Source organism: Lentibacillus cibarius (assembly GCF_005887555.1).
Classification (GTDB): Bacteria; Bacillota; Bacilli; order Bacillales; family Amphibacillaceae; genus Lentibacillus; species Lentibacillus cibarius.
The window spans coordinates 2,875,573-2,900,317 of the sequence record NZ_VCIA01000001.1 but is presented as its reverse complement, the minus strand read 5'-3'; the positions used below and the strand labels follow the sequence as shown (position 1 = coordinate 2,900,317).

Annotated in this window: 27 protein-coding genes, 2 pseudogenes and 1 other annotated feature; of the genes and pseudogenes, 14 read left to right on the top strand and 15 right to left on the bottom strand. The window is 41.8% G+C overall.

Annotated elements, in window-relative coordinates:
• Window positions 1-17 precede the first annotated feature (17 nt).
• Window positions 18-443: a universal stress protein gene (locus tag FFL34_RS14235; RefSeq protein WP_138604008.1), complete on the bottom strand. Its 426-nt coding sequence runs from the start codon at window positions 441-443 to the stop codon at window positions 18-20.
• Between the two features lie 22 nt (window positions 444-465).
• The gene (locus FFL34_RS14230) at window positions 466-1,671 is read right to left on the bottom strand and encodes an MFS transporter (protein WP_138604007.1); all 1,206 of its coding nucleotides are present in this window, start codon (window positions 1,669-1,671) and stop codon (window positions 466-468) included.
• A gap of 128 nt (window positions 1,672-1,799) precedes the next feature.
• On the opposite strand from FFL34_RS14230, the gene FFL34_RS14225 reads away from it, so the two are divergent.
• Window positions 1,800-2,687 carry a LysR family transcriptional regulator gene (locus tag FFL34_RS14225; RefSeq protein WP_138604006.1) on the top strand — a complete coding sequence of 296 codons (888 nt, stop codon included), beginning with the start codon at window positions 1,800-1,802 and terminating at the stop codon, window positions 2,685-2,687.
• A gap of 128 nt (window positions 2,688-2,815) precedes the next feature.
• Here the strand turns inward: FFL34_RS14225 and FFL34_RS14220 are convergent, their stop codons facing one another.
• A complete protein-coding gene (locus FFL34_RS14220; protein WP_138604760.1) occupies window positions 2,816-4,192 on the bottom strand; it encodes a DHA2 family efflux MFS transporter permease subunit in 1,377 nt (458 codons plus the stop codon).
• A gap of 351 nt (window positions 4,193-4,543) precedes the next feature.
• Between FFL34_RS14220 and folE the strand changes: the two genes are divergently transcribed.
• Both folE and FFL34_RS18695 read left to right on the top strand, forming a co-directional pair.
• Entirely contained in the window at window positions 4,544-5,113 is a 570-nt protein-coding gene (folE, locus tag FFL34_RS14215) for a GTP cyclohydrolase I FolE (protein WP_138604005.1), read from the top strand.
• 232 nt (window positions 5,114-5,345) lie between these two features.
• Window positions 5,346-5,630: a phospholipase gene (locus FFL34_RS18695; protein WP_138604004.1), complete on the top strand. Its 285-nt coding sequence runs from the start codon at window positions 5,346-5,348 to the stop codon at window positions 5,628-5,630.
• 40 nt (window positions 5,631-5,670) lie between these two features.
• On the opposite strand, the pseudogene FFL34_RS14205 reads toward FFL34_RS18695, so the two are convergent.
• Window positions 5,671-5,817 (bottom strand): annotated as a pseudogene (locus tag FFL34_RS14205) (molybdopterin-dependent oxidoreductase); the annotation flags it as partial.
• 39 nt (window positions 5,818-5,856) lie between these two features.
• Window positions 5,857-6,879 carry an asparaginase gene (locus FFL34_RS14200; RefSeq protein ID WP_234031511.1) on the bottom strand — a complete coding sequence of 341 codons (1,023 nt, stop codon included), beginning with the start codon at window positions 6,877-6,879 and terminating at the stop codon, window positions 5,857-5,859.
• Window positions 6,880-7,180: 301 nt separating this feature from the next.
• On the opposite strand from FFL34_RS14200, the gene FFL34_RS18330 reads away from it, so the two are divergent.
• Complete coding sequence (locus FFL34_RS18330) at window positions 7,181-7,336, top strand: hypothetical protein (RefSeq protein ID WP_171046223.1); 156 nt, start codon at window positions 7,181-7,183, stop codon at window positions 7,334-7,336.
• A 54-nt stretch (window positions 7,337-7,390) separates the two neighbouring features.
• On the opposite strand, the gene FFL34_RS14195 is transcribed toward FFL34_RS18330, so the two are convergent.
• Together FFL34_RS14195 and FFL34_RS14190 are read right to left on the bottom strand one after the other, a co-directional pair.
• Complete coding sequence (locus FFL34_RS14195) at window positions 7,391-7,771, bottom strand: hypothetical protein (protein WP_138604001.1); 381 nt, start codon at window positions 7,769-7,771, stop codon at window positions 7,391-7,393.
• Entirely contained in the window at window positions 7,761-8,693 is a 933-nt protein-coding gene (locus FFL34_RS14190) for a COX15/CtaA family protein (protein WP_171046388.1), read from the bottom strand. The genes FFL34_RS14195 and FFL34_RS14190 overlap by 11 nt, the downstream gene beginning before the upstream one ends.
• A gap of 315 nt (window positions 8,694-9,008) precedes the next feature.
• Here FFL34_RS14190 and FFL34_RS14185 point away from each other — a divergent pair, with 315 nt between their 5' ends.
• On the top strand, window positions 9,009-9,818 hold the full coding sequence (locus FFL34_RS14185) for a nuclease-related domain-containing protein (RefSeq protein ID WP_318279684.1): 810 nt from the start codon (window positions 9,009-9,011) through the stop codon (window positions 9,816-9,818).
• Window positions 9,819-10,502: 684 nt separating this feature from the next.
• Window positions 10,503-10,681: a binding site (T-box leader), on the top strand.
• 111 nt (window positions 10,682-10,792) lie between these two features.
• A complete protein-coding gene (gene trpS / locus FFL34_RS14180) occupies window positions 10,793-11,794 on the top strand; it encodes a tryptophan--tRNA ligase (RefSeq protein WP_138603998.1) in 1,002 nt (333 codons plus the stop codon).
• A gap of 136 nt (window positions 11,795-11,930) precedes the next feature.
• Here trpS and FFL34_RS14175 read toward each other — a convergent pair whose 3' ends face one another.
• From FFL34_RS14175 to FFL34_RS14155, 5 genes are all read right to left on the bottom strand, one after another.
• Window positions 11,931-12,692 carry a YjbA family protein gene (locus FFL34_RS14175; RefSeq protein WP_138603997.1) on the bottom strand — a complete coding sequence of 254 codons (762 nt, stop codon included), beginning with the start codon at window positions 12,690-12,692 and terminating at the stop codon, window positions 11,931-11,933.
• Between the two features lie 158 nt (window positions 12,693-12,850).
• A complete protein-coding gene (locus FFL34_RS14170) occupies window positions 12,851-13,057 on the bottom strand; it encodes a hypothetical protein (RefSeq protein ID WP_138603996.1) in 207 nt (68 codons plus the stop codon).
• A gap of 123 nt (window positions 13,058-13,180) precedes the next feature.
• Window positions 13,181-14,419, bottom strand: coding sequence for a beta-ketoacyl-ACP synthase II (fabF, locus tag FFL34_RS14165; RefSeq protein ID WP_138603995.1), 1,239 nt, complete (start codon window positions 14,417-14,419; stop codon window positions 13,181-13,183).
• A 31-nt stretch (window positions 14,420-14,450) separates the two neighbouring features.
• On the bottom strand, window positions 14,451-15,392 hold the full coding sequence (locus FFL34_RS14160; RefSeq protein WP_138603994.1) for a beta-ketoacyl-ACP synthase III: 942 nt from the start codon (window positions 15,390-15,392) through the stop codon (window positions 14,451-14,453).
• Window positions 15,393-15,720: 328 nt separating this feature from the next.
• Window positions 15,721-16,284 carry a hypothetical protein gene (locus tag FFL34_RS14155; protein WP_138603993.1) on the bottom strand — a complete coding sequence of 188 codons (564 nt, stop codon included), beginning with the start codon at window positions 16,282-16,284 and terminating at the stop codon, window positions 15,721-15,723.
• Between the two features lie 94 nt (window positions 16,285-16,378).
• Between FFL34_RS14155 and FFL34_RS14150 the strand changes: the two genes are divergently transcribed.
• Window positions 16,379-16,558: a DUF2929 family protein gene (locus tag FFL34_RS14150; RefSeq protein WP_138603992.1), complete on the top strand. Its 180-nt coding sequence runs from the start codon at window positions 16,379-16,381 to the stop codon at window positions 16,556-16,558.
• Window positions 16,559-16,705: 147 nt separating this feature from the next.
• Here FFL34_RS14150 and FFL34_RS14145 read toward each other — a convergent pair whose 3' ends face one another.
• A complete protein-coding gene (locus FFL34_RS14145) occupies window positions 16,706-17,038 on the bottom strand; it encodes a hypothetical protein (RefSeq protein WP_138603991.1) in 333 nt (110 codons plus the stop codon).
• A gap of 182 nt (window positions 17,039-17,220) precedes the next feature.
• On the opposite strand from FFL34_RS14145, the pseudogene FFL34_RS14140 reads away from it, so the two are divergent.
• A pseudogene (locus FFL34_RS14140) lies at window positions 17,221-18,044 on the top strand (undecaprenyl-diphosphate phosphatase).
• Between the two features lie 109 nt (window positions 18,045-18,153).
• Here the strand turns inward: FFL34_RS14140 and FFL34_RS14135 are convergent.
• A complete protein-coding gene (locus FFL34_RS14135) occupies window positions 18,154-19,296 on the bottom strand; it encodes a TIGR04053 family radical SAM/SPASM domain-containing protein (RefSeq protein ID WP_138603990.1) in 1,143 nt (380 codons plus the stop codon).
• A gap of 146 nt (window positions 19,297-19,442) precedes the next feature.
• Window positions 19,443-19,673 carry a DUF2249 domain-containing protein gene (locus FFL34_RS14130; RefSeq protein WP_138604759.1) on the bottom strand — a complete coding sequence of 77 codons (231 nt, stop codon included), beginning with the start codon at window positions 19,671-19,673 and terminating at the stop codon, window positions 19,443-19,445.
• A gap of 442 nt (window positions 19,674-20,115) precedes the next feature.
• Here FFL34_RS14130 and FFL34_RS14125 point away from each other — a divergent pair, with 442 nt between their 5' ends.
• The 6 genes from FFL34_RS14125 (at window position 20,116) to FFL34_RS14100 (ending at window position 24,735) form a co-directional block, all read left to right on the top strand.
• On the top strand, window positions 20,116-21,465 hold the full coding sequence (locus FFL34_RS14125) for an ISLre2 family transposase (RefSeq protein ID WP_234031459.1): 1,350 nt from the start codon (window positions 20,116-20,118) through the stop codon (window positions 21,463-21,465).
• 253 nt (window positions 21,466-21,718) lie between these two features.
• Window positions 21,719-22,411 carry a Crp/Fnr family transcriptional regulator gene (locus FFL34_RS14120; protein ID WP_138603989.1) on the top strand — a complete coding sequence of 231 codons (693 nt, stop codon included), beginning with the start codon at window positions 21,719-21,721 and terminating at the stop codon, window positions 22,409-22,411.
• Window positions 22,412-22,701: 290 nt separating this feature from the next.
• Window positions 22,702-22,953, top strand: coding sequence for a DUF2249 domain-containing protein (locus FFL34_RS14115; protein WP_234031510.1), 252 nt, complete (start codon window positions 22,702-22,704; stop codon window positions 22,951-22,953).
• Window positions 22,950-23,165, top strand: coding sequence for a DUF2249 domain-containing protein (locus FFL34_RS14110; protein WP_138603988.1), 216 nt, complete (start codon window positions 22,950-22,952; stop codon window positions 23,163-23,165). Before FFL34_RS14115 ends, FFL34_RS14110 begins: the two co-directional genes overlap by 4 nt.
• Window position 23,166: 1 nt before the next feature.
• Window positions 23,167-24,411 (top strand): hypothetical protein, encoded by a 1,245-nt coding sequence (locus FFL34_RS14105; protein WP_138603987.1) that lies wholly within the window; start codon window positions 23,167-23,169, stop codon window positions 24,409-24,411.
• 21 nt (window positions 24,412-24,432) lie between these two features.
• A complete protein-coding gene (locus FFL34_RS14100; protein WP_138603986.1) occupies window positions 24,433-24,735 on the top strand; it encodes a metal-sulfur cluster assembly factor in 303 nt (100 codons plus the stop codon).
• Window positions 24,736-24,745 lie beyond the last annotated feature (10 nt).

Below are 24,745 nucleotides of genomic sequence, written 5' to 3'. Positions count from 1 at the left end.
TTTTTAACACACAGTTATTACCGAACAACTAATACCGGAACTTGCGAATGATGAACAACATAGTGACTGACGCTCCCTAAAAATTCCTTAATACCTGTCAGTCCTCTGTTGCCAATCACAATCAAATCACAAGCCTGGTCGGCCGCATGTTGTAAAATGGTTTGGGGTGCTCTCCCTTCCACAGCATAATAATCTATATGGTTGGGAAGTGACGATAGTTTCTCTTTTGTTTCGGTGAGAATTGCGTCACCGTGTTCATGCATTGATTGCTGCATATCCTCAAAAACGTCTTCTATTACATAAGGGGTTTGCGGCAGTTCGCTTGCAAATAGCACATCAATTTGAATAGATGCATTCGTTTTGGCAATCGCCACTGTTTTTTCCAATGCCTTTTTAGCTACATCGGAACCATCATACGCAAACACCATCTTTTCACAAAACATACTTATTCACCAGCTTTCCCAATTATTGATTAGCCGCTTGTGCGTAAACTTCTGTGTGCTTCTGGCTTCGATTTTTCAATAAATAAATACCATAAATAACTACAAAGATTACCATACAAATGGCGGAAAGTCGATACATCATCGCATAGCTGGTTGCAGCAGCAATGGAACTTAGCACTAGCGACCCTATTGCCACACCTAAATCCATAAAGGATAAAAAGGTACCGTTTGCCGCCCCTTTTCGGTCGGATGCCGATCGGTTAATGGCCCACGCCTGAAGCGATGGCTGAACCGCGCCAAAACTTAAGCCGTAAAAGACAGACGTCAGAATCAGCATTGGCACGGTAGTCGTATACGATAAAAGCAGCAATCCAATAAGCATTAAAATTGCTCCCGGAAACAAGACAATGGCAGGACCTTTGCTGTCAAATAATTTTCCAATAAACGGACGACTGATTAAAATCATCAAACAATGCCCGACGAAATAAATCCAACTATTTTCGATGCCAACTTCTTCACCAAATATGGCAATAAAACTCATTAAACCGCCAAACGGAATGGCTAACAATAAACAAAGCAGTGAAGGAAATAGTGCTTTCTTTTCGAAAAGACTTTTCCAAAGGGATTCTTTTTCTTTGCTTGCCTGTTTATCTGGCTTTTCCAGTTTTGGAATCGAAATGCCTTGAGTTAGCAAGAATCCAATAATCATAAATGCCGTTGTCAATATGATGATCATATTAAAATCATAGTGATTCAACACCGAAATACCAATAATCGGCGCAATGGATGTCGCAAGAATAACGGATAATGCATAATAGCCGGTACCTTCCCCGCGGCGGGCGTCCGGAACGTTATCAGACATAATCGTCGCAATGGATGTTGAGGTCATTCCCCAGCCAACCCCTTGAAACAAACGTAAGAGCGGCAACATAGCTACAATGGAAAATGCAAAAAAACTAACGTTAAACAAAACTAATATAAAAAATCCAATAAGTAAAAACGGCTTCCGTCCAATGGTGTCTGCACCTTTTCCTGTAATGGAACGAAAAACTAATGCAGACAAAGCGAATAAACTAACAACCAACCCCGCTTGCAAATCGCTTCCGCCGAGATTTTTTATATAAACCGGCAATGTTGGAATTAACATTTGGAAACCTTGATAAACAAATAAGTTGGCAATAACAATTAAAATAAAGTTTTTTGACCATAAGGTATTTGTTTGACCCATAACTTCACTCCTATTCCCATATAAGTATCAAAAATAACATCTTACTTAGTCTAACAAGGGTTATTGTATATGGAAAATATATATAATATGATAATGGTATAATGAAAATGATATAGGAGTCGAAAGTCATGGATTTGAAACAACTGTACTATTTTAAAACGATCGTGGATACAGGTAGTATCTCAAAAGCGGCGAAGGCCTTGTACATGGCTCAGCCACCGCTAAGTCAAAATTTAAAGCGTTTGGAAACAGAACTGGATGCCACATTAATTTACCGAACAAACCGGCAATGGAAGTTAACCGAAGCAGGTAGTACGTTATATGAGCGTGCGGTAATCATGCTGCAAAAGTCCGCAGATATCGTTACGGAAATCCAGGAAATTAGTCAGGGAGCACGTGGAACGTTGGCGATCGGGGTATCCTCAACATGTATTTCCTATTTACCGAGGATGATCAAGACGTTCAGGGCTGCATACCCTAACGTCTATTTAAAAATTTGGAAAGGGGATTCTTCTTATTTAGAAGAATTACTTCAGGAAGGAATCATCGAAATTGCGTTCATGCTGCTGCCAATGCAACTGGACACATACCATTTTTCCAAGCTTGGACCCGAGCCGTTTGTCATCGCTACACCGACACAATGGGAAGCCCAATTAATTAGGAAAGATATTCAACTTGAGCAAATTGTCCACTATCCTTTTTTAATGCTTGCACCAATGGAGGGGTATGCGGTTTATGAGAATATAATCCAGCATTTCCATAAACACCACCTTTCCCCAAATGTCATTATGGAATGTAAAGATATTTCTACTTTACTGGCCCTTGTCGCTTCAGGTGTGGGACTATCAATCCTGCCTAAATCAGCGATTCAAAAGGCTTTTTATCACGACATTGTGGCCATTGATATGAAGAATTTTGGTTTTTCCATTGAGCCGTCTGTCATTTGGCTTAAAAATCACCGTTTATCAAAAGCAGCAGAGCGTTTTCTGATGTATACAAATAATAATCAGGTCTAGCCTGACTGCAAATTTCTATAGCAACAATACCCGAGCGGGATGAGACCCGGATATGGTATAAGCGGGTAAATGGAAGTAGGAACTTGCCTCTAATAACATGCGAGATAAATTAACCGTTCGTTTTCCCCTTATTCCACCTGCACCCGTTTAATGAATAGAGAGCAAATAAAGCCTGCCAGGGAAACGAAAGCTGCAAAAGCGAACGCATGCTGGACACCTGTAACGATAGCTTCGGCTTGGTCGATGCCAGAAGGATGGTTCACCTGACTTAAGACTGCGTTTTTACTTCCATTTAAAATACTTATCGCGATTGCTGTACCCATTGCACCGGAAGTCTGGATCATAGAATTGACCATTGCCGTACCGTCCGGATACAGGCTTGGATCCAACTGGTTGATTCCATTCGTCTGCGAAGGCGTCGTAACCATGGACATGCTTACCATCAGCAGCATATAAAAGAATATAATGATATATGCACTGTCAAAGGAAGAAATAATAGAAAAAAGCCAAACAACGATGGTGCTGATGACAAATCCTCCAATAACCAAACCTCTTGGTCCATATTTATCAAATATACGCCCATTAACCATCGACATAATGCCGTTAATAATCCCGCCCGGCAGCAGCAATAAACCCGCTTTGGAAGCTGATAAACCAAGTCCCCCTTGCATATACAGCGGTAAAAGAATATTAGAAGAAAAAATAATGATATTGGCAAAAAGTGTCACAATAATGCCCAAGGTAAACATTGGACGTTTAAAAACCTGTAAATATAGCACCGGTTCGTCGATAGACAGCTGCCGGATAATATAAACAGCTAAAGCAATGATACCGGCAATCAAGGCAATCAATACAACCGGACTGGACCACCCTTCCCTTTCTCCAGCGTAACTAATTCCAAACACAATTCCTCCAAAACCAATCGTCGAAAGAACAATAGATAACATATCAATTCGGTGCTTACTAATCTCTGTTAAGTTGGGTAAAAAAGCGATTCCAAACACAATAGCAAACACGAGAAATGGAATAATGATCCAAAATATCATATGCCAGTTAAGATATTCGATAATGAACCCTGCCGAAACCGGTCCAAGAGCGGGGGCGAACATCATGACCAGACCAACCAGCCCCATTGCCGTCCCTCTTTTTGCAGGCGGGAAAAGAACCAAAACCGTATGAAATAACAAAGGCAGCAGTAAACCAGTGCCTACAGCTTGAATCATTCGCCCGCTTAATAGAACAGAAAAGCTCGGGGAAACTCCCGCTACGAGCAATCCCACAATGGAAAAGCTTAAACTGGTAATAAATAGATTCCGTGTAGGAAATCGTTTGATCAGTAACCCGGAAACAGGTATAAGTATACCAAGGACAAGCAGATACCCGGTGGTAAGCCATTGTGCAGTAGAAGCGGAAATATGGAATTCATTAATCAAATCATGGATTGCCATATTTAGAGCGGTTTCACTGAACATGCCCATAAATCCGCTAATGAGTAATGCAGCCATAATCGGCCCCGTTTTCACCTGTTTATTTTTTGCTTCATGCTGGTTTATATCAGCCAACTAGAATCAGTCCTTCACCATTTTCTCACAACAACATGAACGGTTGACTTCAAAACAATTCTTTAATCAACAACCGTTATTGTTTAGTATAATCGGGTCCAATAATGAAGGAAAGTGAAAAGTGCCGAAAAGCTGATGTCACCGTCACAGCTTCTTAGTATAAAAGATGGTACCACCTCATTGTCAATACGGGAACGAAGTAGTCGAGTATGGTGAAAATGTGTCATATGATGTAAACTGGTGATGATTATTAAAACGTAGAGACGTTCTTTTAAATAAACGGAGGGTAATAACATGGCAGTAGATCACGAAAAAATTGAACAAGCAGCACGCATGATGTTAGAAGCAATTGGTGAAGATCCTGACCGGGAAGGGCTGATTGACACACCTAGTCGTATCGCTCGTATGTATGAAGAAGTATTTCAAGGGTTGAACCAGGACCCAAAAGAATACTTTGCCACTATCTTTGGCGAAGATCACGAGGAACTTGTTCTAGTTAAAGATATCCCATTTTATTCCATGTGTGAACACCATCTCGTCCCGTTTTACGGTGTGGCTCACGTCGGCTACATTCCTAAGGGTGGCAGAGTTACCGGATTAAGCAAGCTGGCACGTGCCGTTGAGGCAGTAACAAGACGTCCACAGCTGCAAGAGCGCGTTACCGCTACAATTGCCGACTCCCTTAAGGAAACACTTGATCCACACGGCGTTATTGTTGTGGTGGAAGCGGAACATATGTGCATGACCATGCGCGGTGTCAAAAAACCGGGTTCAAAAACAGTCACCTCAGCGGTTCGAGGCATTTTCCAAACAGACGCGGCATCACGAGCGGAAGTGTTCAGTTTAATTAAAGGAAATAACTGATGTATTTTCTCAGAAGGGTGTACCCGTTCATTTTCAAGCTGATCGGAGAAGCCCTTTTGATCCTCCCCTTGTTATTTATTTCCACAATTATCAGCTAGGAAAACCGGAAAACTTCTATCCCTTTTTAACGTTTTTTCCTAGCGATCCGAGCAGACCTTTGTACACATTGGGTATCTGAACAAGCCAATTTCTCTTTCTTCGCATAGAATATAGTGAAAAAGGAGGGATTAACGTGTGCTGCAACAAGACCTTTCGACCTCGTTTCTGTGTTTTTCCCGGTTATAAATATTGTGGACCAGGCTGCAGTGGGCCGGAACAACCTATCAATGCCGTTGATGCCGCATGTCAAGTGCATGATATTTGCTATCGAAATTTCGGCCCCTGTTATGAATGTGACCTCCTATTTCATTACATTCTGGAACCACTTACCCACTTCCCCTCTAAAGAAGGAAGACATGCTAGAATTATTTATACGTACATGACGCTCCAATTATTTATCAGGCGCCTTTTTAGATGACACGGGTGGAGGCCGTCAAAACTATAGGCCACTTTCCTGCCTACCATGACTTCACCCACGCATCCTTTTTATAGCCGCGTTTCTCCCAATAGTCGACATGTTCATTTTCAATTAGCTCAATTTGATTCAGCCATTTAACAGATTTACAGACATACATTTCCGGAGTAATCTGTCGTACAGGCTCACCATTTTCTCAGTCTGTCGAAAGTCCGGATTGTTCCCTGCATTACCTATTTAATTCAAAGGCTGGCTTGATTTCACCAATTTTTTCTTGTCTAGCATTCTTAACGGGGGCATGATGATACGTTTGTAATTGATCTTTTATTGCATGATTACCAATGTTTAACTGGTGTAACACTTCCATCGATGCGACATCTGCTGCCCTGGCGTTGCCGTCTTCTGCTTTCACTGCTACACCGATGCCGGTATGCCTGTCAGCAAAACAGTGAACACCTTCTGCCCCGCCTTTTGCCGCTATTCTGCCCTGATAAGCCGTCATCAAATCCGTATCAAATCTGTTTGTACCTGCAACCATTTCAGGATAATTGGCCATTGCTTCGCCAACATGCTTTAGTGACTCGCGTCGCATTTTGCTTCCACCCTCCCACTCATCAGGTGAAGCTAACCGGCCAAACGCTAACGCCAAGTTATACAGCGGTAACCTGTGGACGGGTACCCCACAGCCATCAACAGCCATCGCTATGTTAGCTTTGTCATAATCACTCACATCTGCAATGGCGTTAACGATTTGTTGCTGATAAGGATGCGTTTGTTCACGATAGGAGGCAACGTCCATGTTTTGTTGTACGCAGCCTGCAAGCATGCCAGCATGCTTTCCTGAGCAATTGCTGTAAACGGAAGTTAATTCACCTCCATTTTTGATTAACTGTTTGTAGCTATCCATATCTTTCGGGATGTGTGTTCCGCATTGAAGATGGGCCTCTTTTAAATTAATTTTTTGCAATACATTCTTAACTGCCTGTCTATGAAATGGCTCCCCATTATGGCTGGCACAAAACACGGCTAGCTCCCTATCGGACAGATTAAAAGCCTTCAACGCGCCTGATTCAGTAACAGGCAGTGCTTGAAACGGTTTCATTGACGAACGGGCAAAGGTTAGCCTATTTGGATCCCCATAGGACGCCAGCATTTCCCCGTTCGCTTTCACCACTGCTATATGGACGTCATGCGAACTTTCCAAATAAGCACCCCGGTAGACTTGGATTGGCTTTGTAAATGTGTTCATCATCGAGTCAGTCCTTTCTCATTTCAGTGTTTTTCGTTTATTTTTTGCACCAAAAACGCTGCTATTTCTTTGTTCATCCCCACTCATTGGAACCCGGAATCATTACGACCGCGAAGTACAAGCAATGGTACTTTTATGAATGATGACATTGACCTATCTATATGTTTTTTAAGTTTTTCAATTTAATAATAATAGCACACATTGCAATTTTTAAAAATACTTCAGACTTTTTCCTGGTTTTTTAAATAAAATGGGGGGAAATCGAGAACAACTAGATACTAAAACGGGAGAAAGAGGTGTTTTCATGCGCAAAAATAAGTCAGACAAAAAGCATCCAGAAAAACAATCTGGAAAGGTAAAACCGTATCAGGAAATAAATAATGCAGTTTCAGAAAATGAGGATTTACGATCGAGACAGCCAACGCCCCAACCAAAAGACTTTGAGGAGATCGAGTATTAAGTAAAGATGAAGCTGGTGGTAAGTAGTGTTACTTGTTCACCAGCTTATTTTTGTTTATTCAGTGCTGAATCGAGGCCGAAAGCTCACGGAATGTAGTAGAAGCAAAAATAGCAGGCTGATACCAAAAAAAGTAAAGGTTGCAGTGAAAGGTATCTTAAAAAACATAAGCTGTTGAAGACTGGTTACAATGGTTATTATCAAAAAACTAATGACCGTTTTGATCTGTATTTGTTTCATGTTTTTAGATCTCTTATATAATCCAGTGATTGCATTTGCAATGAACCAATAAATAATAACGACGCCAGTTAAAACAATGAGATGTTGGAACTTAACATCAGCAATAAACAGGCTCGTAATGTAACTTGCTAAAAAGAATAGAATAATGTAACTGACATTCAATAAATAAACTGGAATGGCAGGCAATTTAACTGACATCTTCCTCCCCCTTCACTGTCCATGTGAAAAAACAAGGTCCAAAATAGGCCTTAGATACAAGATATGCACCCTGAAATACCGTTATTACGACGACAATCATATGAATAGATGAAGCAACCTGGTTAAGCGAAGACAACTGGGTCATAAATCCGGTGACGCCATTCACGACAATCAATAGAAAAAACATAGCGGAAGCAGGCACTAAAACACTTTTCCTAATGGACATAAATAAAAGATATAATGCGCCAATTACAATCAGCGTATTACTTATTCCATGAATATTATAGATAACTTTGGAAAGCAAATTTGAACTGATTAGCAGTTCGTCAGTTACCATACTGTTTACTATTTTGCTTGCTCCACTGTGTTTAAGAAAAGCCCCGACCGTAACTTCTAGAAAATAAATCGTAAACACCCATAACGCAGGACTAAAAAGCTTTTTATAAGAATGGTTTATCTCCCTGCCCTCATGTGACTTCACTTCAACTCGCTGAAGCGCTACCGCCAGGAAAACAGTACTTGTCAATAGGAACAGACTAACCACCACATCAAGTGTCGTAAACCCAGGTGGAGTTCCAAGTATGACATTAAATGCCCCTACCATGGATTGTATCAATAACAATGCCATCGTAAGCAAAGTCAATACCCCAATTGACGTCTCACCTGTATACTTTCGTTTCCATGCTAGCACAGCATTAATTAAAATCACAAATCCCAATGAACCGGTGAATAGCCGATGAGAATATTCAATTACTTGCTTATAATCCAGGAAGTCAGGAAGGAGATTCCCCTTACATGTTGGCCAATCTGTCCCACAAGCATCCCCGGAGCCAGTTGCCACAACTAAATTACCTATAATCAAGGCTAAAACAGTCAAGACAGCAGTAATCACAGCAAACCGATGTCTATTTACATGCCGCAATTTATTTGCCTTCTCTCTTATTAAAATTTAATCAATCAAAAGCAGAAAACGCTATAAATGAATATACACTCATACGTATATAAAATTATCATATTTTATTTGAAATGCAACGGTTGGTATTGCTTTGTCAAAATAAATTCACATAGGTTCATGATATATTTTTTCCAATTATAAAAATTTAGTATATAATAGCATTTAAAAAAGGATGTGGACAATGCTGTGCTGTATAAGTCACGAACAAAACCAACTGAACTAAGAATCCTTGAATTATTAAACGCTCGAATGAAGCTATCTAATAGGCTTAGGGACCGCTATTTGAGTTTAAAAAAAGGCTATGAAGGAGAAAAGCGATTTGATTCCTTAACAGAAAAGTTGCAGTGTGAATGCCTGATCTTAAATGACTTACTGCTAGAAGTAACCAACACTACTTTCCAAATCGATACTTTAATCATCACCAAGCGTAAGATTAACGCTTTTGAAGTGAAGAACTTTGAAGGTGATCATTATTACACTGCAGATAAACTCTTCAAAAAGCCCAATTTAGAAATAATTAACCCATTGCACCAATTAAGTAGAAGTGAATCTTTATTATGTCAGTTGCTTTCCAACCTCGGAGTCAACCTTCCAGTGGAAACTTCTTTAGTATTCATCAATCCGGAATTCACCTTATACCAGGCCCCAATGAATCAATCAATCATTTTTCCGTCTCAGCTAAATCGTTATTTGAAACAATTCAACGCACAGCCGGGAAAATTAACAAAAAGCGACAAGCAGCTTGCAGACCAACTTTTAACTTTGCATATGACAAAGTCTCCTTTCGATCGGCTGCCCGCCTACGACTTTGACCAACTGCGAAAAGGAATTGCCTGCCCAGAATGCCATTCTATTGCCATGCATACTGAGAAAAGAACATGCGTCTGCCAGAAATGTGGGTGTAAAGAGCCACGTGATGATGCGATATTAAGAAGCAGTAAGGAATATAAAATTCTCTTCCCTGATGAAAAAATGACGACGAACAGGATTTATGATTGGTGCCAAGCGGTAGCATCAAAAAAGGTGATAAGACGAATCTTAGCAAATCATTTTCGTGTGGTCGGTGTTCACCAATGGACGTATTACGAATAACATATGGAATTGCGCTTTTTAGTCGCTCATTACACGAATGAGCGACTTTTTTGTTGAGGAAACGACTACTTCGGGCACTCATTACAGCAATGAGTGCCTTTTTTGGTGGTGGGAAGCCTCGTTCGGGCACTCATTACCCTGATGAGTTTCCTTTTCGACGGCGCTCTGCCTCATTCGGGCGCTCATCACCTCGATGAGTTTCCTTTTCGACGGCACACCACCTCATTCGGGCGCTCATCACCCCGATGAGTTTCCTTTTCGACTGCGAACCGCATCTTTCGGGCGCTCATTACCCCGATGAGTTACTTTTTCGACTGCGAACCGCATCGTTCGGGCACTCATTACACCGATGAGTTTCCTTTTCGACGGCGCACCGCATCTTTCGGGCGCTCATCACCTCGATGAGTTTCCTTTTCGACGGCGCTCTGCCTCATTCGGGCGCTCATCACCCCGATGAGTTTCCTTTTCGACTGTGCACCGCATCATTCGGGCACTCATCACCTCGATGAGTTTCCTTTTCGACTGCGCTCTGCCTCATTCGGGCACTCATCACCTCGATGAGTTTCCTTTTCGACGGCGCTCCGCCTCGATCGGGCACTCATCCACCATTCAACAACGCAAACAAGGGTTTCTTCTTGCATTTCTACCAAAGGATTTATATAATAGTAAAAACTCAACGCAATATTCCTAGCAATGACAAAGGTATAGTACAGTTACCCGCTGGATTTTTAGAGAGCTTGTGGCTGGTGAAAACAAGTACCAAGGTAATTTGGAAATGGACTTTCGAGCTAATTTATTTTGAAAGTGATTCTGCAACAACTGCAGAATAATAAGGGTGGCACCGCGGTTCATTCGTCCCTTTAGACCTGGGGATAAATGGATCTTTTTTATTGTTGGAAGCCTTCGTTTTACATATAGGGTCAACTATAAGCTTAATGATCTTACATTTAGAAAAAACAAGGAGTGAGTGATTCATGCAAACGATATTTTCAGGGATTCAGCCAAGCGGAACCTTAACGATCGGGAACTTTTTAGGAGCCATTCAGCATTTTGTGGGGCTTCAGGAGGAGAATAATTGTTATTTTTGTATTGTGGACGAGCATGCGATTACCGTTCCACAAGACCGGCTCAAATTAAGAAATAACATCCGATCGCTGGCGGCGTTGTATATTGCTTCAGGAATCGACCCGGAAAAATCAACATTGTTTATTCAATCAGAGGTCCCTGCCCACACCCAGCTCGGTTGGATGCTGCAGTCGATAAGCTATATTGGTGAGCTGGAGCGGATGACCCAATTCAAAGATAAATCAAAAGGTGGAAAAGAGGCAGTATCGTCAGCACTGTTAACATATCCGCCGCTAATGGCTTCCGATATTCTGCTTTATAAAACGGACGTGGTTCCTGTCGGTGAAGACCAGAAGCAGCACCTTGAATTGACACGGAATCTGGCAGAGCGATTCAACAACAAATTCAATGACATTTTCACCGTACCGGAAGTAAGCATTCCGAAAGTCGGAGCCCGCATCATGTCACTGCAGGATCCAACGAAAAAGATGAGTAAATCTGATGAAAATGAAAAAGCATTTATCTCCATGCTTGATGAACCGAAAAGAATCGAAAAGAAAATCAAGAGTGCCGTAACGGACTCCGATGGCATTGTGAAATTTGATAAAGAAAACAAACCAGGCATATCTAACCTACTGACAATCCATGCCAGCTGTTCCGGAAAATCCATTGAGACCCTGGAAGCAACATATGCAGATAAAGGGTATGGCGCGTTCAAAATGGACACGGCACAAGCAGTCATCGACGTGCTGAAGCCAATCCAGGACCGGTATCATGAGCTGATTAATTCTGAAGTATTAGATGATATCTTAGATGCCGGCGCCGATAAAGCTTCCTACAACGCTAATAAAACGCTCAGAAAAGCGAAAAAAGCAATGGGACTCGGCCGCGTAAAGAAAAAACGAAAATAGAGAACCATTTACACCACTCATTATCATAGAAAAACGCTTGGAACAAAAGTTTCCAAGCGTTTTTTATTTGGATCGATTCTATTCAGACAACATGTGCCCCTCTGTTTCGTATAAATGGGGTTCATATTTGTCGCAACTATTTCAGCTTTGACGTATTTTGCTGTGTCTCCTGTTCTGCTTCCCACATTTTTTCGAGAAACGGCTGCCCTTTAATCATTTTTGTGCATAAATCCTCATGCCAGTCGCTCCATCCATATTTGACGCCTTCATATAAGGTTTCCCATACAGTATTTTCATTCATATATCGAATATATGGGTATTGCTTCGGGTCCCATTCGGTCAGCCAGTAACGGAGCTCTTGCGGATTATTCGCTGTCCGCAATTGATCAAGTGCTATCATTAGGAGTTGCTTTAGGTTCCTTTCTCTACGGGTCAACCCATGAATAAGTTCCGGTTCCATCGATAGGATGTGGTACTCTTTTTCCACTTTTCTTTCATTGAATGCAAACGATTCCGGCTTTGTCGTTTTAATCATGTCGAATACAAGCTGCTCTTGTCTGGGTATCAGCCTACTTTTACGGACTGGAATTTGATAGCCAATGGTGTCAAATGTAATAATATCAGTTCCGTCTGTGACAACTGCCGCAAATTCAAGCGGTTTTCTTTCCTGACCTTTTCGTACATACGCACGTTTGTAGATTTTGTCCATCATATCATCCGGCAAGTCGTGCAAATCATTTTCAATGTAGTCAAAAAGCGCTTCAGATATGTATAACAACGGAACCTGATCCAACAGCTCAATTCCGTCATCTTTGCGCCACTCGTGAAAATAACAGACATTGTAGCCATTCTCCTCACCTTCAAACCAATTCACCCAGACGTCATGTAAATATAACATAAACAACCCTCGCTTATTGAATGAATCATTTAGGATACATTATGACCATTATGAAAAAAATTATTCGATTCATTGAAAAAAACGCGTGGGTATATCTGCTAGACAATTAATGTTGATTTATTTAATTAGCAAACGACCCGATAGTATATGTTTCTGAATTAAAAATGGTTTGGATACCGAAATAGAGCGATAGCAATCAGTAAAATACCAATAGGAAGGAAATAACACTCCGGCCGACTGGCAATGAAAATAAAATAATCTCCCCATGAAACGCCAACAGGCAAAAAATTCATATACGCAATAATTGTTACCCCGCCGGTTACAGCTAGTCCAAATCCAAGCAAAAACAGAAATAAATAGCCCAATAATCTACACCACCCATGCCTGTCCTTTAATTCATTTTATGCGCGAAATCAAAATTCATGATGCATGTCCACATAGGCAGCAAAAAAAGCTGACCGCGAGAGCAGTCAGCTTTTATTCCTTGCTTATTTATATTTTTTAAAGATGAGCGTTGCATTGTGTCCGCCAAAACCGAGTGAGTTGCTCATCACAACGTTGACATCCTGCTTTCTCGACTCATTCGGCACGTAATCCAAATCACAATCCGGATCAGGCGTTTCATAATTCATCGTTGCCGGGATGATTCCATCGTTAATAGCTTTCATAGATATGACAGATTCTAATCCCCCAGCGGCTCCGAGCAAGTGACCCGTGACTCCTTTCGTTGAGGAGACGGCAAGGTTTGTAGCATGCTCACCAAATACAGCTTTAATTGCTTGGGTTTCATATTTGTCATTCAGTTCGGTACTGGTTCCATGGGCATTGATATAGTCAATTTCTGTAGGTGAAATACCAGAATCTGAAATAGCCTTTTGCATAGCTCGTGCAGCCCCCTCGCCATCTAAGGCGGGCGCTGTAATGTGGTAGGCATCACCTGTTGCTGCATACCCGATGATTTCACCATAAATGTGTGCACCACGGTTAATAGCCGATTCGAGTGTTTCCAGGATTAAAATCCCGGCTCCCTCGCCCATGACAAATCCATCACGGTTCTGATCAAACGGGCGACTTGCCTTTTTCGGGTTTTCATTGGTCGATAGTGCTTTCATAGCAGAAAATCCGGCAAATGCTAAACTGGTAATCGGTGCCTCTGTTCCACCTGCAACCATAAAGTCAGCATCACCGCGCTCAATTACTTTATATGCATCACCAATGGAATTGGCACCGGATGCGCAGGCCGTAGTTGTACATGAGTTGATTCCTTTAGCCCCAAGCTGAATGGACACTTGTCCAGCCGCCATATCAGGAATCATCATTGGTACAAAAAATGGACTGACCCGGCGTGCTCCTTTGTTCAGCAATTTTGAATGCTGGTCCTCGAGTGTCGCCATTCCTCCGATGCCGGAGCCAACCCAGACACCAACACGATAGGCATTCGATTCATCAATAGTCAGGCCGGCGTCATCAACAGCCATTTTCGCTGCTGCTACAGCATATTGCGTGAATAAATCCATCTTGCGCGCGTCTTTTTTATCCATAAAATTCGTCGGATCAAAGTCTTTTACTTCAGCAGCTGCACACGCTGGAAGCTCGTCCGATTCAATTCGACTTATATAATCTATACCGGTATTGCCGGCAACAACATTGTCCCACATTGTACTGACATCGTTGCCAGTGGGAGATACTGTGCCAAGACCTGTCACAACGACTCTTCTTTCCACCATTTTCATACTCCTCCTATATACTTTTAAAATCTTATCGGCCCCAGCGTAAGGCTATTGCACCCCAGGTTAATCCTCCACCAAAGCCAACAAGAACTAGCAGGTCATTATCGTTTATTTTACCACTTTTAACAGCTTCAGATAAAGCCATCGGTATGGATGCGGATGATGTATTTCCATACCTTTTTACAGATGTTGCCATTTTTTCTTCTGCAATACCAAGTCGTTCGCGGGCGGCTTCCATAATACGAATGTTTGCCTGATGCGGGATAAGATAATCCACATCCTCCTTCTGGTAACCAGCTTTTTCGACGACTTTCACTGATGATTCAGGCATCTGCCGTACTGCAAACTTAAATACCTCGCGTCCATTCATGAACAAATAATCTGTTTCCTTATCCTGGTATAAATCTTTTCCGCCCGATCCGTCCGAGCCAAGTTCAAATGACAGAATCCCTTTCCCTTCTGAAACTGGCCCAACTATCGCAGCACCTGCACCATCACCAAACAAGACGCATGTATTACGGTCCTCCCAGTCGGTGATTTTAGACAGTTTTTCCACGCCTACAACCAAAATATTCCGGTGAACGTTTGTTTCGATAAATTGTTTAGCAGTGATCATCCCGTACATGAAACCGGAACACGCTGCACTGAGATCCATCGCGGCAACATTACGTGCTCCAAGCCGCTCCTGCAGCATGCATGCAACCGATGGAAAAGGCGTATCAGGTGTGACTGTTGCAACCAGAATCATATCAAGGTCCTCAGCTTTCATGTTTGCCGACTCCAAAGCATCCTGCGCTGCATAAAAAGCCATATCTGATGTATTGATATTATCATCAGCAATCCGGCGTTCTTCTATACCGGTACGCGTCCGAATCCATTCATCACTTGTATCCACTATCTTTTCAAGGTCTTTATTAGTAACAACGTTCGTAGGTGTATAATGACCAATCCCCAACAAACCAGCGTTCATTATTCCATCTCCTTGCTAACTATTTTTAATAGCTATTCTTATGACTTGGTACTAATTTTAATGTATTCCGGCTGTGCATGCAAGCATCAAAACTTAGTTCTCCCGTTCATTTGGCAGCAGTCTTGTTTCTTTATATGCCTCTATCCCCTCCTGTATTTGCTTTTTGAATTCCTATAACACATCCGGACTAAACTTTCCAAGTGAAATCACATCATCCTTGACCCGTACAGCTTCCCTAACCTTTGTTACACTCCATTTCAGTGCCTAAAGACTTGTACGTTTATTCTAACTTTTCACCCTAAGTTAGTAAACGTATCAAGCCGTCATTTCAATAAAGATCTTTGAAGCGTGCATAATGGGCTTTTACTAGTTGTATATATTCCTCTACCGTTTCATCGCTTCGAATATGCAATAAATTTTCAGGTCTCTCCTCTTCTGTATCTTTGTCTTTTTCTGACCTTACAACTAATTCAGCGGGCATCCTCGTGGCATGGATCCACTGCTGCATACTATTCAGAAATTGTTCTATATAAACAGCTTGTGTTAAAAATTGTTTCGAATCAAACGAAATAAATTCATTTTGGACAAAAATACCTTTATCATTCATGGGCATCCATTCTCCAAAAAGCAGCGGCAACTGAATGGTAACAGGTGCGTGCGTATTCAGTTTCAAGCAGTAATCATCAACAAGCATAGTAACATCATATGAACCGGATGCCCGGGAATACGGTACATGGCGGAACAGCTCATTCCGTCCAACAAACATCGATAAATGTTCTTTTTTATCCGTTGTTATGTCATCCATCCCATCTACACGATACCCTTTTTCCAGCAAATAATTAACAATGTGAAAACCAATCCAATGAAAACAGTTTTGTACAGCATATTTCAATCTATCTTGCTCCTTCCTGAACAAATCCTTTTATTTTTTCTATCGTTTTGATAAACTAAATAAAGATAGTTTAAAAAAATGAGGTGTATGAATTATGCGTTTCTTGTGGTCATTTATATGGGCATTTCTAATTAGCTGTGTTATTTCATATGTATTAACAAGCATGGCTGGCAATGCATTTAGCATGACAGGTACACTAGCGGTTGCAATCATCATTACCCTAGGAGTTTACATACTTGGTGAAGGTGTATTAAAACAGAAAGGCGAACACTAAAATTCCGGTATGCGTCATGCAAATATGCGTTCTGTGTTTCGGTATAACTTTTTCTACGGACACAGCACTATGAACAAACCCTTGCCCTCAAGGTCGTGATGGCAAGGGTTTGTTATTTTAAGGATTCCTATGTCGGCTCTTGGCGGATTAATACCATGGAAGTGTACTTAACGCTACTAATGCGGCTAACGGCAAAACCATTCGTCTGAATCTTCTTGGCCTGTTGCCATAACCATAGTAACCTCCATAGCCGTAACCGGGATAACCACCGTATCCATAGCCGAACCCGCCAAACCCTTGTGGACGCCAATCATTGTCGTGTACCGATTCCTGACCAACAGGCACCGCCATATAAACGTATTCATTATCCAAACCAGTGATGATACCATCAACCTGTGTACCGTCACTTACTTCGACAAGTACATAGGCGTGCATATGATCTTTGCACTCTTCATAGATATGTTGATGATGATGATCCATGTTATCAGCCTCCTCTCCAACTAAACTATTCAATTGCCTAGGGTTTGGTGACTTGTACTGATTAGAATAATGGAACTTCATTTAAATGTACTGCGCATCCGATCGATGGGGTTTTCAATCCGTTGATTGGTTTTACTACGAATTAGTAGCTGGATAAACAAATCAATAACAGGAGGAACATCATGGAAGCAATCAATGCATTTTGGCTGTTAGTAAAATATGTTGTACTTGGACTGTTGCAAGGATTTACCGAACCAATACCTATTTCATCAAGCGGACACCTTGTCATTGTGAGGGAATTGTTTAACGTTTCCATTGAAGGACTCTCATTTGAAATTATGGTGAATTTCGGGTCATTAATTGCTGTACTGGTAATTTATCGCAAAGATATTTATCGGCTTGTCGAAAACACCGTACGTTACATGACAACACGGGCTGCGGATGCAAAAAGTGATTTCCAATTTGTCCTTTATTTAGTTGTTGCCACATTCCAACTGGGATTATTGGTCTTTTGTTTGAAGATTATATTGAGGAAAAACTCAGCTTTGTCTCCGTTGTCGGCGTAACTCTCTTAATTACCGGGGCTGCTTTATGGGTTATCCGAAACTTGCGCGGTCGCAAAAATGACGGTGGTATTACCGTACGTGATGCGATTATTGTTGGACTAGCCCAATCAGTTGCACTCGTTCCCGGCATTAGCCGTTCAGGTGCCACGATTGTCGCAGCCATGCTTGTCGGAATGAAAACGGACACGGCATTGCGGTTTTCTTTCCTACTCTACATCCCGGTTAGCCTTGGCATTACCATGATGTCGGCAAAAGATCTAATTAGTGGTGATAGTGGCTTTAGTGTGGTGGCCATACCAGTGATTCTCGCATTTGCCGCGTCGATTATAGCAACCTATTATTCACTGCGCTGGTTCATGAACATTATGGCCCGGGGTAATCTCAAATATTTTGCTTTTTACTGTTTCGCGGTTGGGCTGCTCGTCATTCTGTTTTTGTAAATGAGCCTGCAAACCAAATACGCAGCATGAACGTGGCTTAACCTTGCAAGTAAAGTTATATCGCCAAATATTATAGCTTCTTATCTTTCAAAAAACATCCAACTGCTCATCAGTTGGACGTTTTTTGTTTTCGTTCACGTTTATGCTGCTCGCGCCATGCTTTGGGAATATACACGCAATACGGTTCGCTTTCCATGTAGTCACCTGTCACATTGTAAGCGCGTGATCGGGAACCACCGCACACATGACGGAACTCGCAGACACCGCATTTTCCTTTGTACTTGTCAGGATCCCGCAAGTTTTTAAACACTTCCGATTCGCGATAAATCACCGGCAATGGGGTCTGACGTACATTACCGCCCTTGACTGGCAGCAACCCACTTGGATATACATCACCTGTATGGGAAATAAATACAAAGCCATTACCGTCATTGACTCCTTTAGGCGCGCGGCCCAATCCATCAATCTGTCCCGTTTTCCCACTCATTAGCGCATCTTCATAGCGGATGGTGTCGTCCGAATGTTGACTTTCACGCATCTTTCCCTGGATAACCACCCGCCGGTAATGCTGGGCAGCGGTTGTTTTAATATCGAACGGTACCCGCTTGGATAGTTTATACAACCAGCGTAGCACTTTTTCATGTTCAGCAGGGGATATCATGTCGCTTTCCTTTCCACGTCCGGTCGGTACAAGGAAAAAGACACTCCATAGAACACAATCAAGGTCCTCTACCATTTGTGCCATCTCTTCTAAGTAATCCACATTGTACCGGGAAATGACGGTGTTGATTTGCAGCGGCATTTCCAGTTCATGCAAATACTTAATCGCGTTCATCGTCAAATCAAATGAGCCCGAGGTGCCGCGGAAATAATCATGAACCTCCGCACAATGGCCATCAATGGAAAATGCCCAGCGTGATAGTCCAACATCTTTGGCTTTTTGCATGGCTTCTTTTGTGACATTCGGTGTGGCCGACGGTGTCATGGATACCCGCACACCCTTTTTCACAGCATAATCCGCAATGTCAAACACATCCGGGCGCATGAGCGGGTCGCCACCGGTAAACACGAGCATCGGATTATCCATTTCATAAATATCGTCAATCAGTTTTTTTCCCTCGTCAAATGTCAATTCCAACGGATGCCGGTGATACTGTGCCTCGGCTCTGCAGTGCAGACATTTTAGTTCACAGGCTCGCGTCAGCTCCCAAATAACGATAAACGGATTTTCATTGTAATCCCGTGGAAACATGTTACCCCTCCTGAAGTATTTCTGCATTTAGTGTAAAAGATTTTCTCGATAATAGATATGACATTTTTCACTTATTGTCCATTTGTCATAAAAAGTACAAAATTTCGCCCCCGGATGAAAAATATCCAGAGGCGACAATTTTATATTTATTTCTTACCTATAGATACGCGCCACATCGACGGACCTTCTTCCAAGTATTCCCAGGTAAATGTCCCTTCTCGTTCAATCATTAATTGATAATGAAGCGGTTTCGGGTCATGGTCATTCGATAGTTCCATAAACTCTCCGGAATTCAACCCATCGAACACTTCAAAGATTTTCGGATGTCTATTACGCGGGTCAATTTCAGGTGCATGTATTTTAGCTGTGAATTGCATTTCTTTCATTGTCAATCCCTCCATCTTTTTGTTGAGCAACTCCATGTTATAATGTGATAACCATTAAAGAAGTGATTGGCGACATCAATTGCTTATGATATTTATCACTGAACAAAAGGCAAAAATGCCCCGGTTAGCGAAGGCCATGCCCGCGGAAAGCGTGTCACCTTTCATGAAGGACAACGGTAGCATGAATGAAAACATAACGTCCATGTTTTACTTGCCTACATCGAATGATGAAATCGACTCACGTTAGTTAGAGTAAAATGTTTATGGGAGAACATATACCTCATCTTTGGTGTTGAAGTCGGAAGACTTCTACGCCAAAGATGAGGCCAGCAAGCGAAGCGCGGTAGTTTAAAGGGTGTTTTACATGAAAAAGAGGACCTTTTCTTGTATAGTTAAGTCTGCTACAACAACAACTATAGAAAGAGGTCCTCTAATGAAAGATATCATATCTGCGCTTACAATGAAAGAATTAGAACAAATTACATACCGTGCATTGCAGGAAAGTTTTTCTCAGGTGATGGCACAGACGTTACAGGAAATAGATGAGGCGATTGCTTCAGAAAGGGATAAGCAACGATTTTATTTGAAGGATAAAAGAACATTAAAGTTTGAGTCCGTCTTTGGGCAGGTGGAACTGAAAAGAAATTATTATCAAGATAAAGAGACGGGAAAGTATGTCTATTTATTGGATCAGTATTTAGCTTTTGACGGCACAAAGGGAATGAGTCCGGTGGTGCAAGATTTGGCTATTGAACTGGCTGTAACAGGCGTTTCCTATCGACAGGCTGGGAAGGCAATGGAGAAGCTTTTGGGCTACCCTGTCATCAGTCATGAAGGTATACGCCAGCAGCTTTTGAATACGGAGGTTGTGCCGGAAGAGTCAGTGCCACTCGAACAGGATGTTGTATTCGTGGAGGTGGACGGGCTTTATACGAAAAGCCAAGAGAAAAAGAAAAAAGGCAAGGAAATTAAGATTGCCAGTGTGCATCAGGGCTGGGAAATGAATGGTAAACGAGCAAAGCTGATAGAGAAGCGACATTTCATTCATGAAGGAAATCTGCCGTTCTGGGAAGAATTTGAGCAGTATCTAATGGCTACTTACGAGTATGATCCGACCAGGCACCACCTCGTTATTAATGGGGATGGAGCGAAGTGGATCACATCCTGCCGGGATCATTTCCAGCATAATGCGACCTTTGTCATCGACCGTTTTCATGTTGCCCGGGATGTGCAGCGTTTGTTTCGGGGTCATTCAAGATACCGCTCCATCCGAAAGAAACTAGCAAGCTATGACTGGGAAGGTTTCATGGTGGAATTAAACAGTGCGGTGGGTACGCTTGAAAATGAAAAGAAGGAAGAACGGCTGGAAGAGTTAATTGCCCAGCTTTCCCAATATCCAGAGGCACTGGGAGATTACCGTGAAAAACTAAAAGAGAGGGGCATAGATACAACAGGATTCCGCCCGATGGGGAGTGCAGAGGGAACGATGAGTGTGTTCGCTAGAAGGCTCAAAAACGGGCGTAGTTGGAGTGATAAAGGGCTTGATAAATTCATCGATATCATGGTTGCCCTCAAAGATAATCTGAAGATAAAAACGCTGCAGGGGATACTTGAACAGACGCAGGAATTAATACAGGAAAGCAAAGAAGAAAAGCCGCCTAAACACTTTGTAGAAAAGCTAAAAGAAAGTGCTGCAGAAGCAACACGCAACAATCTGGGTTATCTGAGGCAGGCTATCGGGAAACCAATTACAGACGCATTAAAAGGATTACGGGGAATTTGAAAAAGTAAAAAAGCACCAACTGATTAAAATGATATAAACATGAAACCGTTACCAAAAGTTGACTAAAACAATACAAAAAAGGGACTTGAAAAAAATCTCCCACAAGTACTTGACTCAATCCTCACGTTATAAAAATTTCACATTTAAAGCAGGAAGTGATATATTGTAAGGTACGAAAAAAAGTTGATTGAACATATTAATGTTAACATACAGCCTTTTACCACAAGCTGTTATAAAGGAGAGTTTACGCGGATTGAATATAGCTACTATACAAGAACTGCTGCAACGATTCCCTTTATTCAAGGATCTGACGGACGATGAAATGCAGTCAATTGTTGATTTGGCTAAACATCGTATGTACCGTCATGGTACCCATATATTTATGCAAGGCGACCCCTTGACAAACGTTTACTTCATCCATAAGGGAAAGGTAAAGATTTATAAAACGGATTTCCATGGCAAAGAACAGATTGTCAACGTATTGCAGCCCGGCGATATGTTTCCGCACCAAGGATTTTTTAGACAGGATGACTGTCCGGCACATGCCGAAGTGCTGGAGGATGCGATTTTAATTTACATTCCCATCACTTCATTTGAAAATTTCCTGATTACACATCCGGAAAGCAGTATTAAATTATTTCGGGTACTTGGAGACATCATTGTTGATTTGCAAGGCCGGTTAGAAGAAAAAATTCTTCATAACACTTATGAGCAAATTATCATGCTTCTATTGCGATTAGCTAAAAGTTACGGGAAAGAAACAAAGGATGGCCAGGTTAAGCTAACTACCCAATTTACAAACAGAGAACTCGCCAACATGATTGGTTCAAGTCGAGAAACGGTCAGCCGCACCCTGACCCAGCTAAAAAAGCAGAAGTTGCTCTCATCCGATAATAACGGTGCCATTGTACTCGATACCGAAGCATTGGAAGACGAATTATTTTAATGAAACAGATCATCCAAAAGAGGTGATCTGTTTTTTCATTTTAAGAGGTTTTTAACTTTGAATCGAAAAAATATAATCGACATGTTCAACCGTGTCAAGCTACCAGTGGACCTCCCATTAGTAGTTCGCCGTCTCCGGTTACTTTTTCATTCCATTCCAACGACCTCAAATCACAACCCTTCATGACAAAATTGTTACGCCAGCCGAAATGTGACACACATCACTACTTCCTATACTGAAAATCATTATCATTGAAACAAACGAACTTCTACTACAGATGGGGTGATGTGATGGATAACCAAGAGAACATGGTGGAACTGGATGTTCGCCAAGACTTGGCCATGAAAAAAGAACCGTTCGACAAAATTATGGGAACGGTGAAAAGTTTAAACAATGGTGAAGGATTTATCCTCCACGCACCATTCAATCCGCTCCCCTTACACAAAATATTAAAACGGCGCGGATTCACCTACGAAACGGAAAAGATAGAAAAAAAGCATTGGAAAGTAATCTACATTAAACAAGAAGGTGACGCAAAATGATCATTGACAATCGCGGACTCGAACCGCCACAGCCGATGATGCGCACGCTAAAAGCACTCGATAAACTGAATGATGGAGCGTCACTATCCATCATCAATGATCGCCGCCCACTATTTTTATACGAGGAACTAGATGACCGCGGCTATGCGCATGAAACAGAAGCACAAGATGATGGCAGCTTTAAAATTACGATAACGAAGTCTGGTAATTAATATGGTTGGTGGGAGTTTACAGTCTAATACGAATATAAAGTTGCCACTGGCGTTTATTCTTTATGCGCTAGCAGCATTTGTTGTTGCACAGATTGTCCTTTTAATAAACAGTGACTTACTAACCATGGGACAATTTCGCATACCGGATATCTGGATGGGTGCCCACTTCCTGCTTTTAGGCTATGCCGTCATGATTGCGATGGGCGCGATGTATCAGCTTGTTCCAGTAGCATTGTTGACACCCATCTGGAATCAGACATTCGGGTTTATCCAACTTATCGTTACCGCAGTTGGTATTACAGCCTTTTCCATACTGCTTGGATTGGCTCCCAATAAGGCATTATACGGTGGAATGATTGCCGTAATCGGGGTTCTCATGTTCATCATACAAATGGTCAAAACCATCAACAAACAGGAACAGAAAAACATGATGACTGCTTTCATTCTAGGTGCTATTATTTTCCTGTCTCTGACAATCGTGGCCGGATTTTTACTAGCATGGAACCTGTCCATTGGCGGGATTGCCAGCCATGGGTCCATTTTGTCATCACACATCACATTTGGTGTAGCCGGCTGGTTTTCACTGCTGATTTTTGGTTTTTCCTATAAACTTGTACCCATGTTCAGTCTGTCACACGGGTATTCGATGAAATGGGCCAAACCCGCATTCTTCACTTACATGACTGGGCTTGTTATCCTTATTGCTTCATTTTGGGCAAAAGTTGCCACACTTGAAACAATTGGATGGATTGGTATGTTAGGCGGATTCTTTTTCTTCGTTCTCGATATTAGAGAAATACTTACCAAACGAATGAAAAAAAAGCTAGACAAACCCTTTTCTTTTTCATTGGTTGCCATAATGAACGGTCTCGGTGTTCATGTGCTTGCCTTTGCATTCAGCGTTTTCGGCATTCACAACATCACCGTCTGGGGATGGCTCATTTTCCTATATGTTATGGGATGGATTGTATTTAGCATTCTCGGCTATTTATATAAAATTGTTCCCTTTCTATGGTGGACGTATAAATACGCAAACAAGATCGGCCAAGAAAAAGTTCCGACGTTAAAAGAAATGATTGATGAAAAGACAAGTGTCATCTTGTTTACACTTTTCATTATTAGTACAGCAGGTCTTACGGTAAGCGGACTTCTGCAAATCAATATAACTGTTTTCCTGTTTCAGGGATTACTTACATTAACATCCCTATTGTATGTATTGTCCATTATTCGTGTTTTAACGAAATAACAGTGAGAGGAGACTACCAATATGTCACTTGAAAACAAAGTTGGTGCAGCATTATTTGAAGTAATTGACCCGGAGCTGGGTATCAACATTATGGACCTTGGACTTGTATACGGGATAGCTGTCGATGTGGAGGACAATGTGAATATTGTCATGACACTGACCACACCAGGCTGCCCGATGCATGACAGCATTAAAGCTGGTGTTGAACGTCGCATCAGCCAAATTGACGGTATTGGTGATATTAACATTGACCTTGTCTGGGAGCCGGCGTGGACGCCAGCCAAAATGAGTGAGCGTGCCCAAGAGATGTTAGGTTTTGCTTAGAGCTGCTGGG

Coding starts and splice junctions, on each gene's coding strand:
- FFL34_RS14230 (WP_138604007.1), bottom strand. CDS start 1,671: ATGGGTCAAACAAATACCTTATGGTCAAAAAACTTTATTTTAATTGTT.
- FFL34_RS14125 (WP_234031459.1), top strand. CDS start 20,116: ATGAAAGATATCATATCTGCGCTTACAATGAAAGAATTAGAACAAATT.
- fabF (WP_138603995.1), bottom strand. CDS start 14,419: ATGGTGGAAAGAAGAGTCGTTGTGACAGGTCTTGGCACAGTATCTCCC.
- FFL34_RS14130 (WP_138604759.1), bottom strand. CDS start 19,673: ATGCAATTCACAGCTAAAATACATGCACCTGAAATTGACCCGCGTAAT.
- FFL34_RS14235 (WP_138604008.1), bottom strand. CDS start 443: ATGTTTTGTGAAAAGATGGTGTTTGCGTATGATGGTTCCGATGTAGCT.
- FFL34_RS14135 (WP_138603990.1), bottom strand. CDS start 19,296: ATGTTTCCACGGGATTACAATGAAAATCCGTTTATCGTTATTTGGGAG.
- FFL34_RS18330 (WP_171046223.1), top strand. CDS start 7,181: ATGCGCAAAAATAAGTCAGACAAAAAGCATCCAGAAAAACAATCTGGA.
- FFL34_RS14110 (WP_138603988.1), top strand. CDS start 22,950: ATGATCATTGACAATCGCGGACTCGAACCGCCACAGCCGATGATGCGC.
- FFL34_RS14150 (WP_138603992.1), top strand. CDS start 16,379: ATGCGTTTCTTGTGGTCATTTATATGGGCATTTCTAATTAGCTGTGTT.
- FFL34_RS14160 (WP_138603994.1), bottom strand. CDS start 15,392: ATGAACGCTGGTTTGTTGGGGATTGGTCATTATACACCTACGAACGTT.
- FFL34_RS14115 (WP_234031510.1), top strand. CDS start 22,702: ATGGATAACCAAGAGAACATGGTGGAACTGGATGTTCGCCAAGACTTG.
- FFL34_RS14100 (WP_138603986.1), top strand. CDS start 24,433: ATGTCACTTGAAAACAAAGTTGGTGCAGCATTATTTGAAGTAATTGAC.
- FFL34_RS14195 (WP_138604001.1), bottom strand. CDS start 7,771: ATGTCAGTTAAATTGCCTGCCATTCCAGTTTATTTATTGAATGTCAGT.
- trpS (WP_138603998.1), top strand. CDS start 10,793: ATGCAAACGATATTTTCAGGGATTCAGCCAAGCGGAACCTTAACGATC.
- FFL34_RS14200 (WP_234031511.1), bottom strand. CDS start 6,879: ATGATGAACACATTTACAAAGCCAATCCAAGTCTACCGGGGTGCTTAT.
- FFL34_RS14175 (WP_138603997.1), bottom strand. CDS start 12,692: ATGTTATATTTACATGACGTCTGGGTGAATTGGTTTGAAGGTGAGGAG.
- folE (WP_138604005.1), top strand. CDS start 4,544: ATGGCAGTAGATCACGAAAAAATTGAACAAGCAGCACGCATGATGTTA.
- FFL34_RS14105 (WP_138603987.1), top strand. CDS start 23,167: ATGGTTGGTGGGAGTTTACAGTCTAATACGAATATAAAGTTGCCACTG.
- FFL34_RS14220 (WP_138604760.1), bottom strand. CDS start 4,192: ATGGCTGCATTACTCATTAGCGGATTTATGGGCATGTTCAGTGAAACC.
- FFL34_RS14145 (WP_138603991.1), bottom strand. CDS start 17,038: ATGGATCATCATCATCAACATATCTATGAAGAGTGCAAAGATCATATG.
- FFL34_RS14225 (WP_138604006.1), top strand. CDS start 1,800: ATGGATTTGAAACAACTGTACTATTTTAAAACGATCGTGGATACAGGT.